This window comes from Acinetobacter sp. MF4640, assembly GCF_002018895.1.
Classification (GTDB): Bacteria; Pseudomonadota; Gammaproteobacteria; order Pseudomonadales; family Moraxellaceae; genus Acinetobacter; species Acinetobacter johnsonii.
Genome location: NZ_MVOM01000017.1, coordinates 24,883 through 41,641, shown reverse-complemented (window position 1 = coordinate 41,641; position 16,759 = coordinate 24,883). Strand labels below are relative to the sequence as shown.

General features: G+C 41.0%; 13 protein-coding genes. 9 read left to right on the top strand and 4 right to left on the bottom strand.

Features of this window, described 5'->3' with window-relative positions; genetic code table 11:
- Window positions 1-286: 286 nt before the first annotated feature.
- From gltB to tfpZ, 9 genes are all read left to right on the top strand, one after another.
- Window positions 287-4,762 carry a glutamate synthase large subunit gene (gltB, locus tag MF4640_RS07745; RefSeq protein WP_171263867.1) on the top strand — a complete coding sequence of 1,492 codons (4,476 nt, stop codon included), beginning with the start codon at window positions 287-289 and terminating at the stop codon, window positions 4,760-4,762.
- A gap of 73 nt (window positions 4,763-4,835) precedes the next feature.
- The gene (locus tag MF4640_RS07740; protein WP_078389181.1) at window positions 4,836-6,257 is read left to right on the top strand and encodes an FAD-dependent oxidoreductase; all 1,422 of its coding nucleotides are present in this window, start codon (window positions 4,836-4,838) and stop codon (window positions 6,255-6,257) included.
- Between the two features lie 223 nt (window positions 6,258-6,480).
- Window positions 6,481-7,359, top strand: coding sequence for a metal-dependent hydrolase (locus tag MF4640_RS07735; protein WP_078389180.1), 879 nt, complete (start codon window positions 6,481-6,483; stop codon window positions 7,357-7,359).
- A gap of 150 nt (window positions 7,360-7,509) precedes the next feature.
- A complete protein-coding gene (locus MF4640_RS07730; RefSeq protein WP_078389179.1) occupies window positions 7,510-8,100 on the top strand; it encodes a LemA family protein in 591 nt (196 codons plus the stop codon).
- Window positions 8,101-8,136: 36 nt separating this feature from the next.
- Window positions 8,137-9,210 carry a TPM domain-containing protein gene (locus tag MF4640_RS07725; protein ID WP_078389178.1) on the top strand — a complete coding sequence of 358 codons (1,074 nt, stop codon included), beginning with the start codon at window positions 8,137-8,139 and terminating at the stop codon, window positions 9,208-9,210.
- Window positions 9,204-9,764 carry a TPM domain-containing protein gene (locus MF4640_RS07720; protein ID WP_078389177.1) on the top strand — a complete coding sequence of 187 codons (561 nt, stop codon included), beginning with the start codon at window positions 9,204-9,206 and terminating at the stop codon, window positions 9,762-9,764. Before MF4640_RS07725 ends, MF4640_RS07720 begins: the two co-directional genes overlap by 7 nt.
- Window positions 9,765-9,973: 209 nt before the next feature.
- Window positions 9,974-10,504 carry a pilin gene (locus MF4640_RS07715; RefSeq protein WP_078389176.1) on the top strand — a complete coding sequence of 177 codons (531 nt, stop codon included), beginning with the start codon at window positions 9,974-9,976 and terminating at the stop codon, window positions 10,502-10,504.
- Between the two features lie 52 nt (window positions 10,505-10,556).
- A complete protein-coding gene (locus tag MF4640_RS07710) occupies window positions 10,557-12,212 on the top strand; it encodes an O-antigen ligase family protein (RefSeq protein WP_078389196.1) in 1,656 nt (551 codons plus the stop codon).
- Between the two features lie 6 nt (window positions 12,213-12,218).
- Window positions 12,219-12,953, top strand: coding sequence for a TfpX/TfpZ family type IV pilin accessory protein (gene tfpZ, locus MF4640_RS07705; protein WP_078389175.1), 735 nt, complete (start codon window positions 12,219-12,221; stop codon window positions 12,951-12,953).
- A 49-nt stretch (window positions 12,954-13,002) separates the two neighbouring features.
- Here tfpZ and bfr read toward each other — a convergent pair whose 3' ends face one another.
- From bfr to MF4640_RS07685, 4 genes are all read right to left on the bottom strand, one after another.
- Window positions 13,003-13,467 (bottom strand): heteropolymeric bacterioferritin subunit Bfr, encoded by a 465-nt coding sequence (bfr, locus tag MF4640_RS07700; protein WP_078389174.1) that lies wholly within the window; start codon window positions 13,465-13,467, stop codon window positions 13,003-13,005.
- Window positions 13,468-13,720: 253 nt separating this feature from the next.
- Window positions 13,721-13,915 carry a bacterioferritin-associated ferredoxin gene (locus tag MF4640_RS07695; protein ID WP_078389173.1) on the bottom strand — a complete coding sequence of 65 codons (195 nt, stop codon included), beginning with the start codon at window positions 13,913-13,915 and terminating at the stop codon, window positions 13,721-13,723.
- Window positions 13,916-14,069: 154 nt separating this feature from the next.
- Complete coding sequence (locus MF4640_RS07690) at window positions 14,070-14,453, bottom strand: RidA family protein (RefSeq protein ID WP_004691470.1); 384 nt, start codon at window positions 14,451-14,453, stop codon at window positions 14,070-14,072.
- A 69-nt stretch (window positions 14,454-14,522) separates the two neighbouring features.
- Entirely contained in the window at window positions 14,523-16,622 is a 2,100-nt protein-coding gene (locus MF4640_RS07685; protein WP_078389172.1) for a RelA/SpoT family protein, read from the bottom strand.
- Window positions 16,623-16,759: the final 137 nt, after the last annotated feature.

Genomic DNA, 16,759 nt, shown 5'->3' with positions numbered 1-16,759 from the left:
TTTAATGGTGCATGAATTGAGTTGATGTCACTGTTTTGGCGCAAAAAAGATTCGATTTATGAGCGAAATAGTAGCGGCCAAGTGCCTTATAAAAGTGCGTGACTGCTGCATACATTTTTTCAATTAAGACATGCATAAAGACGAAAATCAGTCTATCTTGGGTGTGAAGAAAAAATGCTGTACTTCAATCAGAATCTGAATATGAGTCAATTGAACGAATCGGCAAGAAGTAATTAGATTGTTAGACGCCCGACAGGGCCTGTAGAAAGAAGGGTACGCTATGCACATGCCATCGCCTAATACTGTAGCTCCCGCTCAAGGTTTATACCAACCGGATGAGTTTAAAGATAACTGTGGTTTTGGTTTAATCGCCCATATGCAGGGTGATGCAAGTCATGATCTTGTCAAGACTGCTATGCACAGTCTGAGCTGTATGACCCACCGCGGTGGTATTGCTGCAGATGGTAAGACAGGGGATGGTTGCGGTTTACTCTTAGCAATGCCAAAACAGTTTTTCCGTGAAGAAGCGAAAAAACTCAGTGATATTACACTCAGTGAAGTTTTTGCTGTCGGCACGGTGTTTTTAAGCCTCGATCCAGCAATTGCAGCACATGCAAAACAAATTCTAACTAAAGAAATTGAATCTGAAGGCTGTCGAGTATTGGCGTGGCGTGTGATTCCGACCAATAACGATGCTTTAGGTTCGATTGCGATGCAGTCACTTCCTGCATTTGAGCAAATTATTGTGAACTGCCCAATGGGTGTGTCTGAAGTTGAGTTTAACCGTAAACTCTTCTTGGCACGCCGCCGTGCAGAACAGCAGCTTACTAATGACCCTTCATTTTATGTAACCACATTATGTTCAACAGTGATTAGCTATAAAGGCTTGATGATGCCTGAAGCGATTGCTGACTTCTACACAGACTTGGCAGACCCACGTCTTGAGTCACATATTGTGGTGTTCCACCAACGTTTCTCGACCAATACATTGCCGCGTTGGCCTTTGGCTCAGCCATTCCGTTATCTTGCACACAATGGTGAAATTAATACCATTACTGCGAACCGTAACTGGGCGATGGCGCGTACGCCAAAGTTTGAAAACCCATTATTGCCTGGTTTAACTGAGCTCAATCCAATCGTGAACCGTACTGGCTCGGATTCTTCAAGCTTAGATAACATGCTTGAAATTCTTGTGGGCGGCGGTATGGACTTGTTCCGTGCATTGCGTATGTTGGTTCCTCCAGCATGGCAGAACGTGGAAACTTTAGATGCTGATTTACGTGCATTCTATGAGTTTAACTCGAAGCATATGGAAGCGTGGGATGGTCCTGCTGGTCTCGTGATTCAAGATGGTCGTCATGCGATTTGTATGTTGGACCGTAATGGTTTACGTCCAGCACGTTGGGTGATTACCAAAAATGGTTACATCACACTGGCGTCTGAAATTGGTGTATGGGGCTACGAGCCTGAAGATGTAATTTCTAAAGGTCGTGTCGGTCCAGGTCAAATCCTAGTGATTGATACCTTCACAGGTAAAATGCTCGACACTAAAGATGTCAGCACGCATTTGAAAAAAATGCGTCCTTACCGTGAATGGTTACGTGAAAACTCAGTTCGTGTACAAGGTAGTCCAGAGCTTGAAGAATATTTATGTGATCAAGGCTTAAAAGGCGACGACCTGAAAGCATCACAAAAAATGTTTATGGTGACCTTTGAAGAACGTGATCAATTGCTTCGTCCAATCGCTGAAAGTGGTCAGGAAGCAGTGGGTTCAATGGGTGATGATACGCCAATGGCAGTTTTGTCTCGCCAAGTACGTCATGTGTCGGATTACTTCCGTCAACAGTTTGCTCAGGTCACCAACCCACCAATCGACCCATTACGTGAATCGATTGTGATGTCATTGGAAACGTGTTTAGGTCGTGAGCAAAACGTTTTTGAACAAAGCCCTGAGCATGCGGATCGTTTGATCATTTCAAGCCCAGTGTTGTCAAATTCGAAAATGCATCAAATCCGTACGCTGGGTCGTAAGGGTTATGAGATTGCAGATATCGATTTAAATTATGCGGAAGATGAAGGTCTAGAAGCTGCAATTGCGCGTATCTGTGAAGAAGCAGCGCAAGCGATTCGTGACGGCAAAACCTTATTGGTGTTGTCTGATAAGAAAATTCGTCAAGGTTTCTTGCCTGCCAATGCATTGATGGCAACTGGTGCTGTGCACCATTATCTAATTAATGTCGGTTTACGTACCGATGCCAACATTATTGTTGAAACAGCACTGGCACGTGACCCGCACCAATTTGCGGTTATTCTCGGTTTTGGTGCAACTGCGATTTATCCATACCTTGCTTATGATGTGATCAATGACTTGGTTGCCAAAGGTGAGCTATTGGGTGACCCAATCCAAGCGCAAGTGAATTTCCGTAAAGGCATTGAAAAGGGCTTGTTGAAAGTGCTTTCAAAAATGGGGATTTCTACGGTCGCATCTTACCGTGGTGGTCAACTATTTGAAGCTGTGGGTCTGTCTGAAGAAGTGGTTTCAAAATGCTTCACTGGCGTACCGAGCCGTATCAAAGGTGCAACATTTGTTGATCTTGAAAATGATCAGAAGAAATTGGCCGATACCGCTTGGAAAACACGTAAACCAATCGATCAAGGTGGGTTGCTGAAATTTGTTTTCGACAAGGAATACCATGCATTCAACCCAGACGTGATCAATGCTTTGCATAAATCAGTGCGCTCTGGTCAATATGCAGACTTTAAAGAATATGCTGAGCTGGTGAATAACCGTCCAGTGGCAACAATTCGCGACCTATTAAAGTTAAAAACTGATAACTCGATTGCTCTAGATCAAGTGGAGTCTGTAGAAGCGATTTTACCGCGCTTCGACTCTGCAGGCATGTCTTTAGGTGCATTGTCTCCTGAAGCGCATGAGGCGATTGCGATTGCGATGAACACCATTGGTGGCCGTTCAAACTCTGGTGAGGGCGGTGAAGATCCAGCGCGTTATGGCACCATTCGTAACTCGAAAATCAAACAGATTGCATCAGGTCGTTTCGGTGTAACACCTGCGTATTTAACTTCTGCTGAAGTCTTGCAGATTAAAGTAGCGCAAGGGGCTAAACCGGGTGAAGGTGGTCAATTACCAGGTGGTAAAGTGAATGGCTTAATTGCACGTTTACGTTACTCAGTACCGGGCGTGACCTTAATTTCTCCGCCACCGCACCATGATATTTATTCAATTGAAGATTTATCACAATTGATCTTTGACTTAAAACAAGTCAATCCTCAAGCGATGGTTTCAGTAAAACTGGTGTCTGAGCCAGGTGTAGGTACCATTGCAGCAGGTGTGGCAAAAGCCTATGCTGACTTCATTACCATTTCAGGTTATGACGGTGGTACAGCAGCCTCTCCATTGTCTTCAATTCACCATGCAGGTTCGCCTTGGGAGTTGGGTCTTTCTGAAGCGCATCAAGCACTTCGTGTCAATGACCTGCGCGGTAAAGTTCGTGTTCAAACCGACGGTGGTTTGAAAACCGGTCTAGATGTGGTAAAAGCTGCGATTTTAGGTGCAGAAAGCTTTGGCTTTGGTTCTACACCAATGATTGCTTTAGGTTGTAAATACCTGCGTATTTGTCACCTGAATAACTGTGCAACGGGTGTTGCAACTCAACAAGATCATTTACGCCAAGAACATTATATTGGCGAGCCACAAATGCTCATCAACTTCTTCACCTTCATTGCTGAAGAAACACGTGAGTGGTTGGCAGCGTTGGGTGTTTCAAGCCTCAAAGACTTGATTGGTCGTACAGACTTGCTTGAAATGCTTCCAGGTGAAACGGAGAAACATGCACACCTTGATTTGAGTGCATTACTGGAGTCACATCCTTCTGCGCAAGGTAAGGCGCAGTACTGCGAAGTTGAAGGTAACGCACCGTTTGATAAAGGCTTGCTTGCTGAGAAAATGGTGGCAGAAATGTTGCCAGCAATTGAAGCTGGGACCACTGGTGAATATCACTTCACCATTGGCAACTGTGATCGTTCAATTGGAGCACGTATTTCAGGTGAGATTGCGCGTCGTTATGGCAACCTCAGCATGGAAGCGCACCCAGTGAAGATGAACTTAGTGGGTACTGCGGGTCAATCTCTCGGCGTTTGGAACGCAGGTGGTTTGCACATTCGTTTAGAGGGTGATGCGAACGACTACGTGGGTAAAGGTATGGCAGGTGGTCGTGTGTCGATCTTCCCGCCAAAAGGTTCACCTTTCCAAACCCAAGAAACTGCAATCATTGGTAACACCTGTTTATATGGTGCAACGGGTGGTAAATTGTTCGCAGCAGGTACAGCAGGTGAGCGTTTTGCAGTACGTAACTCGGGTGCTTTCGCTGTAATTGAAGGTGCGGGCGATCACTGCTGTGAATATATGACGGGTGGTATCGTGACTGTACTTGGTAAAGTGGGTCACAACTTCGGTGCAGGTATGACAGGCGGTTTTGCTTACGTTCTTGACCTTGATAATGACTTCGTTGATCATTACAACCACGAGCTGATTGAGCTGAATCGTATTTCTACAGAAGCAATGGAAGAACACAAAGAGTTCTTGAGCCGTATCTTAGATGAACACATTGCAGAAACTGGTAGTGCTTGGGCATACAAGATCCGTAACGAGTTTGATTTCTACAGTCGTAAATTCTGGTTGGTGAAACCGAAAGCAGCCAATTTACAGACCTTGTTGAAAACCACTCAAGCTGATCCACAATAATTCCACTACTGCTGATACATAGGCAGGTGCAGACGATAAATAAACGGTACTGCACCTACCCACGGAGAGAGACATGGCAGAGCGCCTAAACAATGACTTTCAATTTCTGGATGTAGCACGCCAAGATCCAGAGAAAAAAGAGATTCAGGTCCGCAAAGCAGAGTTTGTGGAAATTTATAAACCTTTTACAGCGGAAGTGGCAGCAAACCAAACCCACCGTTGTTTAGGGTGTGGTAACCCATACTGTGAATGGAAATGCCCAGTACATAACTACATTCCAAACTGGTTAAAGTTAATTGCTGAAGGCCGTATTTTCCAAGCTGCAGAATTGTGCCACCAAACTAACACGTTACCAGAAGTGTGTGGTCGCGTATGCCCACAAGACCGTTTATGTGAAGGGGCTTGTACCTTAAATGATGGTTTTGGCGCAGTAACGATTGGTAATGCTGAAAAATACATCAATGACACCGCTTTTGCACTCGGCTGGCGTCCAGATATGTCAAATGTAAAGTGGACTGATAAAAAAGTCGCGATCATTGGCGCGGGCCCCGCAGGTCTAGGCTGTGCTGATATTTTGGTGCGTAACGGGGTGAAACCTGTTGTATTCGACAAACGTCCTGAAATTGGTGGTCTATTAACCTTTGGTATTCCAGAATTTAAAATGGAAAAAGATGTAATGAAGCGTCGCCGTGAAATCTTCACTGGCATGGGCGTGGAATTCCGTTTAAATACTGAAATTGGGACAGATGTCACTATTGATCAACTGCTTGCAGAATACGATGCGGTGTTTATGGGTATGGGTACTTATACCTATATGAAAGGCGGCTTTGCAGGTGAAGACCTTAATGGTGTCTATGATGCATTGGATTTCTTGATTGCCAATGTCAACCGTACTCAAGGTTGGGAAAAAGACCCAAGTGAGTACATTAGTGTTGAAGGTAAAAAGGTGATTGTCCTAGGTGGTGGTGACACTGCAATGGACTGTAACCGTACTTCGATTCGTCAGGGTGCAGAAGTGGTGAGCTGTGCATACCGTCGTGATGAAGAAAATATGCCGGGTTCACGTCGTGAAGTGCAAAATGCCAAAGAAGAAGGTGTAAACTTTTTGTTTAACCGTCAACCGATTGAAATTGTAGGTGAAAATGGTAAAGTCACAGGCATAAAAGTGGTTACGACTCAACTTGGCGAGCCTGATAGCCGTGGTCGTCGCAGCCCAGAACCAATTCCGGGTTCAGAAGAAATTTTACCTGCAGATGCAGTTTTATTGGCATTTGGTTTCCGTACCAGCCCTGCGGATTGGTTTACAAATGTGAATATTAACCTTGATGGTTCAGGTCGTGTAGTTGCGGCTGAACAGCAAACCTATAAATTCCAAACCTCAAACCCGAAAATCTTTGCGGGTGGCGATATGGTTCGTGGTTCAGACCTTGTTGTCACAGCGATTTGGGAAGGCCGTCAAGCGGCTGAAGGTATTTTGGATTATTTAGACATTTAATCTAAATCGTTCAACACAAAAACCCGCTTCGGCGGGTTTTTTTATGATCACTATTTGACTGAGATGATATGAAAGAGGTGGATCGGGATAAATCGAAAAAGATCTGGTGGAGAGTCTGATAAAAATGGACGAATTTGCAAATGCACTAAGCATTTTTGCCATATGTGAATGGCCTCTAAATTCAGATACTGAAGATCGCTCGGTTAAATGTTAGGAAATGGACATGACTCAAGTGACGACAGAAAAACTATATCAACATCGTCCAAAAGCTCAGGATATTACGATTCGACGTTTGCAATTTAACCCCAAAGCCATCCGTCGGCATTATTTTGCCAATTCACCGGTCATGTCGCATTTACTGACGGCGTTGTCTTCGACTTTTCCCATCGGTGAGCAGTTCTTTGTGCATAGCGTGCGTAATGTACGTGACCAAGTGAAGGGTGAAAATCTTCAAGCGCAGATTGCGGCATTTATTGGTCAAGAGGCGATGCATTCTCAAGCACACACGGCATTTAATGCGGCATGGCGCCGTGATGATTATAATCTCGACCGTTTTCAGGCGTGGTTGGCGCGTAAAGATGATTATGTGAAAAACTTGCATCCTAAAATTCAGCTCGCAATCACCTGCGCTTTTGAGCATTTTACGGCACTGCTAGGCGGCTATATTTTAAGGCATCCTGAGGTATTGAGCACCTTGGATGATGATGCGGTTAAACTCTGGGTGTGGCATGCCATTGAAGAAATTGAGCATCGTGCGGTTGCCTTTGATGTTTATCAAAATGTGTATGGTGATGACAAGATTCGCCGTTTAATTATGCGCAGTGTAACGACAGGTTTCGCCAGTTTAACTTTTTACTCGGCCAGTCGATTATTTTTACAAGACCACAAAAAGAGCATACCTAAATTGGGCGGGAATCTGTTTGGATTGTATTTGCTGGCGAAGATGTTTGTGCAATTGCTGCCTGAATATCTGTCTTACTACAAAAGCAACTTTCATCCCTCAGATATTGATTACAGCCAACTGTTAAAATACTGGAAAACTCGTTTGGCAGAGGACTATCAACTCGAAGGTTTTCAGCAGGAATTGCAGGCGGTTGTTTAATGTTAAGTATAAGAAATGAGCAATAAAGACCGAGTGAAGATCACTCGGTTTTTTCACTTTTAGATGCTTTAACTAAAAGCAACAAAAGGATAATCAAATGTGTTTACAATCAGGTTATTGCAATAAATACAAAAGAAAGAGGATAGCTGAATGAATTTTATGAAAAAAACTGCTGTCGTTGTTACCCTTGCGAGCACTTTAACGCTATCGGGCTGTGGTTATAATACCTTGCAGGTTAAAGATGAGGCGGTTACAGCTGCGTGGTCGGAAGTACAAAACCAATATCAGCGCCGCGCAGATTTGGTGCCGAACTTGGTGAATGTGGTGAAGGGGTATGCTAAGCATGAAGAGCAAGTTCTAACCGAGGTCACACAGGCTCGTGCCAATGTGGCAGGTTTAAAAGTCGATAAAGACGTATTAGAAGACCCTGCATTATTCCAAAAATATCAAGAAGCTCAGGCGCAAATGACAGGTGCTTTGTCGCGTTTAATTGCGGTCTCAGAAAACTATCCAGATTTAAAAGCCAATGAGCAATTCCGTGATTTGCAGGTTCAGCTCGAAGGTACCGAAAACCGCATTGCGGTGGCGCGTAATCGCTATATTACTACGGTGCAAGACTTTAACTCCTATTCACGCCAGTTCCCACAAGTCATGACTGCCAAGGTGATTGGGATGGATACTAAACCGAACTTTAGTGCGGAGCAAAGTGCGCAAAAAGCACCAACAGTGTCATTTAACTAGCGGTGACTTAAAGTAATTGTAACCATAGGTGAATGAATGATAGGACAGCAGCAGTTCGTAGACTTTCCGTATAAATGGGTGCTTGCATTCGTTTTATCAGGACTGTTGTGTCTAAGTTCGTTAACATGGGCAGAGGTTGCTACAGCGACAGATAGTGCTGCGGAAACAGTCGTTGCTGGAAAAATTATTCAAGGTCAGCAAGCGGCAAGTTCGAATAATGTAAGCTCTACCAATGGTGATGCCGTGTCACAACCGCTCGTTGCTAATGATATGGCAGAAGGTGAATCGATACGGGTGTTACCAACCTTAAATGAACCTGTGATCGATCAAGCACATATTTTAAGTACTGAAGATAAGCAAGCCATTGGCCAAAAAATCCGTGCCTTGCATGACGCAGGAAAAGCCCAAATAGGCGTGGTGATTGTCCCGACCACAGGTCAAGAAGATATTTTTGGTTTTGCCATGCGTATTGCAGACCAATGGCAACTTGGTTCAGCAAAACAGGACAACGGTTTGCTGATAGCAATTGCCGTTAATGACCGACGTATGCAGATTCTTACGGGTTATGGTTTGGAAGGCGTCATCCCTGACATTGTTGCGAATCGCATTATTAACCAACAAATCACACCGTATTTTAAGCAAGCTCAGTATGCCCAAGGAATCGATGCGGGACTTGTTGAAATTGAACGTATTTTAAATCTTGATCCTGAAGTTGCAGCTCAAGCGGCGCAACAACTACAAGAACGCCAAGACCAAGCCATTCGTGAGCAGGAAGCCAAAAGTAAAACCTTTAGTACTGCTTTATTTATCTTAATTGCTGGCGCAATTGGCTCATTTGTGGTGGGCAAGCGTTTAAGTGCCTCGACTGCAGCAGTTGCAGGCATCGTGGCTGGTTTGGTGAATGGAGCAGGCTTAATCACCAGCTTACTGATTGGTGGTGGGATTTTCTTTTTACTCATCACGACCTTAGCCCAAACGATATTTCAGCTCTTTCTCTCTTCTGGCGGCGGAGGTGGGCGCGGAGGTCGTGGCGGCAGTGGTTTTGGTGGGGGGGGAGTGAGTGGCGGGGGCGGCGGCTTCGGCGGTGGAGGAGCATCAGGGTCATGGTAACAATAACTGAAACGACGGAAATCGTCACTAAACCAAAGCTAGATGAAGTTGTAGAGCCGAGTATTAAGCGTTGGCTAAAGCATTTACTGCATATGCCTGCGAGTAAACGCTTTTTTAATCAGCAAGATCAACATGCGATTGCACAAGCGGTAGCTGCTGCTGAGCATGGGCACATTGGGGAAATTCAAGTGGTGATTGAAGGGCATATGCCTGCTCGAGAAGCCTATTATTTAGATACTCGTGGACGTGCGAAACAACTGTTTGCTGAGCTCGGTGTGTGGGATACCGAGTGGAATAGCGGGATCTTGCTGTACTTAAACTTGTGTGAGCGTAAAGTCGAGATTGTGATTGACCGTGGGATACAGGATGCCACTACACAGCAAGTGTGGGATGAGGTTTGCCAAAATATCATTGCTAAAATGCAAGCTAAAGACTATCGCAATGCGCTGACGAATGGTGTTTTTGAAATAGGTTTAGTCTTGAATCAGTTTTATGCTGATAAAACGCAAGACCGTGTTAATGAAATAGCCAATTCGCCAATAATACTACGTTAATAAACAGGTTTAAAAGTGACACAAATCGTCACTTTTAAACACAAAAAGAGACGAAATGATTACAAAAAATAAAAATATTTTTTTAAAGTGCTGTTTTTTCTGTTAATTTTATTATAATCAGTTTTGGCACAATTAGTGCTAACTATAAATTAAGCTAAATTAGCTTTACAAAGCTTATAAATAAACAAAAAACATTTGTGGAGAATGTTATGAAATCTATACAAAAGGGTTTTACTCTTATTGAATTAATGATCGTTGTAGCGATTATTGGTATTTTGGCGGCAGTTGCACTTCCTGCATATCAAGACTACACCGTACGTTCTAAAGTGTCTGAAGGTATTCTTGCAGCGTCTTCTTGTCGTACAGCGGTAACTGAAGCAGTTGATTCAGGTTCTATTCCAACTGGTACAAATAAGTGGGGTTGTGAACAAGGTGATGGCTCAACTAAAGCAACAAAATATGTTCAAAGTATTGGAGTTTCTACCGCTGGTGCAACAATTGGACAAATTACAGTTACATTAGCTACAGATAGTTCTCTGAAAGCTGCATCTGGTCAAAAAATTATCATGACACCATACATTAATGATACAACACCATTGAATACCACTGCTGCATCTGGCACTACTGCTGCTACTGATGCAACAAGCGCATTAATTAAAGAATGGAAATGTGGTCCTGAAAAGTCTGCTGTTGATAAAATGCAAAAGTATTTACCAGCTACTTGCCGTACTGCACAATAATGTAAGAATGTAAAAAGCTGACTTCGGTCAGCTTTTTTTAGTCATGATAAATATGAAAATTATAATTGCTGCTATTTTAGTTTTTTTCTCTCTATCCTATTTTATAGGCATATCTCCATTTCCATGGACTTCATTTTCACAAGACTTGCTTTGGTTTTTAGGTCTTATATTATGCATTACACTTTTTTATAAAAAAAATGTGAATTTCCCAAAATTATTGTTCCCTCTATTCATTATTTGTTTAGTACCATTTGCACAATACTTATTTGGTCAAATTTATTATTTTTCGACAGCCTTTTTTAGTTTCTTATTTTTATTCGGTTTATTAGCTTCAGTTATCTATGGGTACAATAGTATTCAGATTGCTGAAAAGGAAAAAGTAATTAAATATACTGCATATTTTTTTATTTTGGTAGGATTTGGCAGTAGTGTATTTGCAATAGCGCAGTGGCTTCAAATCTCTCATCCTTATATTTTAAATTTAAGTCACAATCGCCCATATGCAAATTTAGGCCAGCCAAATCAATTGGCAACACTACTCATGCTTAGTATCTGCAGCATTTTGTTTTTGTATGAATATCAACGGTCTAAAAATATATTATTAATTTTGCTACTCCCCTTTGAGGTTTTAGCGCTTGTATTAACTCAATCACGAACGACATGGATTGTTTTATTTATATTATTTCTGATTTTCATCATTAAAAAAAATCACTTCGAAAAAAAATCGACGGTTTATATCGCTTTAATATTGGTATTTTCTTACGTATTTATTTTTATATTCAATACTGAAATTTCAGAATATTTAAATCTATTAAAGCCAATTTCAATAGAAGAGCGACTGAATGGTGGATTGGGTCGTATTGAAATTTGGAAGCATATGTTCTATGCATCAATGCAAAAACCTTGGTTGGGTTATGGTTGGTTTCAAACCACAATCGCACAATTAGAAGGGGTGGTTTTATTTAAAAATGAAGGTAATCTTACTAGTGCGCATAATATCATGATTGATTTAGTGTTATGGGTAGGTATTCCATTCGCAGTTCTTATTATTGGATATGGCTTATATCTTATAAAACTGGTTTTTCTAAGTATCCAAGGTTTGCCACAGCTTTACTTATTTATGATGGTAGCGTGTATATTAATACACGCCCAACTTGAGTACCCATTGTATTATAGCTATTTTTTATTTCCATTAGGTTTTTTTATTGGTATATTACTTATTGATTGTAACTGTAAATATTTTTTATTAAATGAAAAATTTAAGCATATAATTTTTCTTATTTCCATATGTTTTTACGCTTTAATATTTAAACAGTATGATCAGTGGCTCAGTGATTTGGGTTATGCATCTGGTATGGAAAATACAGGAAAATCAAAGCATAAAAAGTCTATATTGTTTTCTCAATTTTCAGATCGTGCAGATTTTATTGTTGCAAGGATAGATCAAAATTATACTCGATCAGAATTTGAGTTTTTTGAGTATTACGTGAAAACCCAACCTACTGAGTACAATTTATATAAAATGGCTCAAATTTTTTATTTTAATGAAGATATGAATAGAGCAAATTATTATCTCGAAGTACATAATTCTCTTTATAATAAAAAAGCATTGTTTAACGATTTGTCTAAAATTAATACGAATCAGGGTATTGGTATTTCATCACTATTTGAAAAAAATAGTAGTAAACCAAATCTAAATATGAAGTAACTACTTATGTCTAAACGTTTAAAATTTTTTATCAAACATTTAACTTTGTCATTAGTTTTTAGTATAATTTTACTAGGATTGTTATTAAGTTTTTGGTATCAAATGCCTCTTGCGAAAGCAGTTGGTGTGACGAGCATTATTTTAATATTGTTTTTCATTGATATTACGCTTGGTCCCTTATTAGGATTATTAGTATATAAAGAGCATAAAAAATGTTTGAAATTTGATCTTTCAATTATCATTATTATTCAAATTTTTGCTTTACTTTATGGTGTTTATACACTAGAACAAGGTAGACCAGTCTGGATTGCCTATAATGTTGATCGTTTTGAATTAGTAAGAAAAAATGAATTAATTATAGAAAATTTAGACCAAGCGAAAACTCAATTTCAAAAAACCTCATTTTTAAGACCTCAATATGTATCTGTTGAATTTTCTAAAGATAAATTACAACGCGAAAACGACATGTTCGCTGAAGCATTAGGTGGAATTTCAATTGCTCAAAAGCCTGAACGTTATGTGGATTTTATTCAAGCTATACCTCAAATTAAACAACAAGCAAAAAATGTAAAAGAGCTTGAGCAATATAATGATCAGATGCTTGTACAACAAATTTTAGAAAAATATCCTGAAGCTACAGGGTATATTCCACTAAAAGCCAATGCAGTTGATATGACGGTATTAGTCAATAAAGAAACTGGTGCGGTTATAAAAATTGTTGACCTTCGCCCATGGAAATAAATTGATTCAATAAAAAACCCGCATCTGCGGGTATTTTAATAAATCAATATTAAATCTGACTCTGAATATAATTCTCTATACCCACAGTCTCAACTAAGTCTAATTGGGTTGTGGTCCAGTCCAGCCATTCTTCTTCTTTCTCTAAAATTTCTTGCACCAAATCTCGAGTGACATAATCTAACTGTTCTTCTGCTAGTTTAACTGCAGTTTGAATGGCTTCAATGTTCTCTTTGACTTTACGTATATCACAATTTAAGACTTCAACGGTATGCTGACCGATATAGAGTTTACCGAGGTGCTGTAAATTTGGTAAACCTTCTAAAAAAAGAATGCGCTCAATAATTTTGTCAGCATGCTTCATTTGGCGAATCGATTCTTTATATTCGGCAGAACCGAGTTTCTCAATCCCCCAGTCATTAAACATACGAGAGTGTAGGAAATTTTGGTTAATGGCAGTTAAATGATGATAAAGCACCTGATTTAACTGATTAATTACATCACGATTGCCTTTCATGAGAAAGCTCCATTCAAACTGTGGCTTAAAAATAATATCAATAACTTATGAGAAATATCTTAAGCAACAAAGTGGTTTTTGGCGAGTAATTTATAGAACAGCAAATGAAAATCGCAATCAAAAGCATGCGGGATAGAAATTGTATTTTTAGATATTTAAAAAAGAAAACCCGCCTAGAGTCATAAGCGGGGGAGGAGCTACTCATAAAGAGTAAGTTTATAATTATGATTATTCTAAAAAACGAATCAAATACCTAGGCAGCAATGGCTAAGCGTGAGGCAATGGCAGAGACTTCAGCACTGATGATTGAGCGTGCTTCTGGTGCACAACGACCACAGCATGTGCCGAGGTCGAGCATCTCGCGAACTTCGCGATAACTACCCGCACCATTTTCAACAGCGTCTATAATATCTTGATCTGTAATACCACGACATAAGCACACGTACATTTCAGCAAGCCACATGAATGAAATAAGATAAGTGATATTATTGATAATTGTTATCGTTTGTCAATAGAAATCATTTGAAATCTCATTTGTCTTTATTGGAGTTTTGGATAAAAAAAAGCCACTCAATCGGTGGCTTTTTCTTAAAAAATATAACTTATTGATTAATAATCACAATACCATCCATTTCCACCAATGCATTTTTGGGTAGGCTTGCCACACCGAGTGCTGCGCGTGCAGGGTAAGGTTGTGCAAAATATTCACCCATAATTTGGTTGACCAACTGGAAGTTTGAAAGATCGGTTAAGAAAATATTCAACTTCGCGATATCGGCCAGCGTTCCACCAGCGGCTTCACATACAGCTTTTAAGTTATCAAACACACGGCGAATTTGTGCTTCAATGCCTTCAACCAACTCCATACTGTATGGGTCTAAACCGATCTGACCAGAAAGGTAAAGTGTATTGCCGACTAAGATTGCTTGCGAATAAGTGCCGATCGCAGCAGGGGCATTTTCAGTATGAATTACTTGGCGGGACATCGTGTTCTCCTATTATATTCACCGTCAATCATAGCCTAGATCGGCATTAAAATGTGCGGATTTAAACAATTAACTCGCAATCGATGTTTCCGCAATGCTCACTGGTTGAGCTAATCGACTGATACGTGGGAAGCCAAAATGCATGCGTAGATCGCGAATGATTTTTGCAATTTGCTTACGGTTGTGTACCACAACATTGACATAAGTCTTATCGTCTTGATTACGTACCATTTCGACCCCAATTTTTTCTTTACGACATTGATAAATCAGGTCGGAAATTTGTTCGTCATCCATGGCCATGTTAATCAATAAATATGCAGTGAAACTAATTTCTTCTTCGTTCTCATTGGTCCACTGCAATGGCATGATGTTTTCAGGGTGCAGATGTTGTTCATGCAGGAGGTTGTGACAACGCGCACGATGCACGATAAGACCGCGGCGTGATAAATGCCCTTGAATTGGGTCACCCAACACAGGGTTACAGCAATGCGCGTATTTGACATCGACACCTTCAGTACCTTGAATGAGTCGGTCAGATTCCTGTGCACTTTGGTCATGCGCAAACAAATGATTCGCGACCAACTGCGGCAGTAAATCTCCCACGGCAATTTGCTCGAATAATTGGTCTTTATTTTCGATATGTCGCCATTGTAAAAGTTCTAACCAGTCTGATTCGGTTAAATCTTTAATGGATACATTGAATAGCTTTAAAGCGCGATTTAAAGCTTGTTGTCCAACAAGGCGTTGTTCTTCGATGTCTTGCTCACGCAGTATATTTTGTAAGGCACGACGGGCTTTTTGCGTATTGACGAAGCTGAGCCAATCCGGGTTTGGGGTGGCCAAGACATCGGTAATAATTTCAATCACCTGACCGCTGTGCAATGGCGTAGAAAGTGGTTTAGTTTCCCCATTGATTTTCGCACCTACCGCATGGTTCCCTAAAAATAAGCTAGCAGAGTAGGCAAAATCGACCACTGTTGCCCCTTGTGGTAATTCGTGTAGATGACCTTGTGGGGTATACACCCAAATTTTCTCTTGGTGTAAATAATCGAGCAGTTCGCTAAAAGTGGTTTTAGCACAGGCACCATCAATTAAGACATTCAAGTTCTGCATCGAGGCTTGAATCGCAGAGCGGCAAGCTTGCGGAGCACTGTCGCCTAGGACTACACCAAAACGCGCAGCTTTACGCATGAGCTCGGTTTGAATGGTCACTGATAAGGTTGTGTTTTCACCTTTTAAGCGCAGCAGCAGTGATTGGTTACCACCTGGGAGGGGTTTACGAATATGGTCTGCAAAATGTAAAACTTGAAAACTCTCTCGCAACACATCGGCTAAGCGGTCACAGTCAGCAATGCTATTTAGAATAATTTCAAATGCGTGACTATGCGTGAGTTCGTGTAGATCAATGTCATTTTTCACAAAGTGTCGTAACAGTTCGATATTGTTATTTTTCTTTTTAATTCGACCTGAGATTTGATGGGTTTTTAATAGCTCAGTAAGATTATTTTCCCATTTGCTTTGATATTCACAGCGTTTAGGTTTGGTTTGTAGGAGGGCTTCTTGGACATTGTTATACATGTCCAGATCGAGGTTTTGATAACACAGATGTTCGAGGTTATCGCCCATCTCATTCATGCCAACAATACGTGCCATTGGGACAAAAATATCAAAGGTTTCTTGGGCAATACGCGCACGTTTGTCGGGACGTAGTGCATCCAAGGTAGTCATATTGTGATAACGATCAGCCAGTTTAATAATAATGACACGTGGGTCTTGTAGTGTGGCTTGCAGAATTTTTCGGAAAGAAGCGGCTTTGTTATATTCTTTATCGCTGGATTGGCTGAGTTTGGTGACGCCATCGACCAGTTCGGCGACGGTTTTGCCAAATTTTTCTGCAATATCTTCTTTGCTAAAGTCTGTGTCTTCAATGACATCATGTAAAAGTGCCGCCATCAGGGTTTCGGCATCTAGACGCATATGCGCTAAAATACAACTGACCGCAATCGGGTGTAAAATATAGGGTTCGCCACTTTTACGGGTAATACCATCATGGGCAATATCCGCATAATCACAGGCCGCAAGCACTCTCTCGACGTCGCTTTCAGTTAAGTAAGCATCGATAATAGTTCTGAGCTGTTGTTTAGCTTGGCTGACCAATGGGCCTGGCATAAAACACCTTTAAGACGTAGCAATGACAAGAAAATTTTACTGATCCTCTAATGAAAAACATATTGCATGAGTTGTCAAATTTTTCATTGAGAGAAAAGCAAAAAAGATACACCTAAACCACGATGAATCTTATCTTC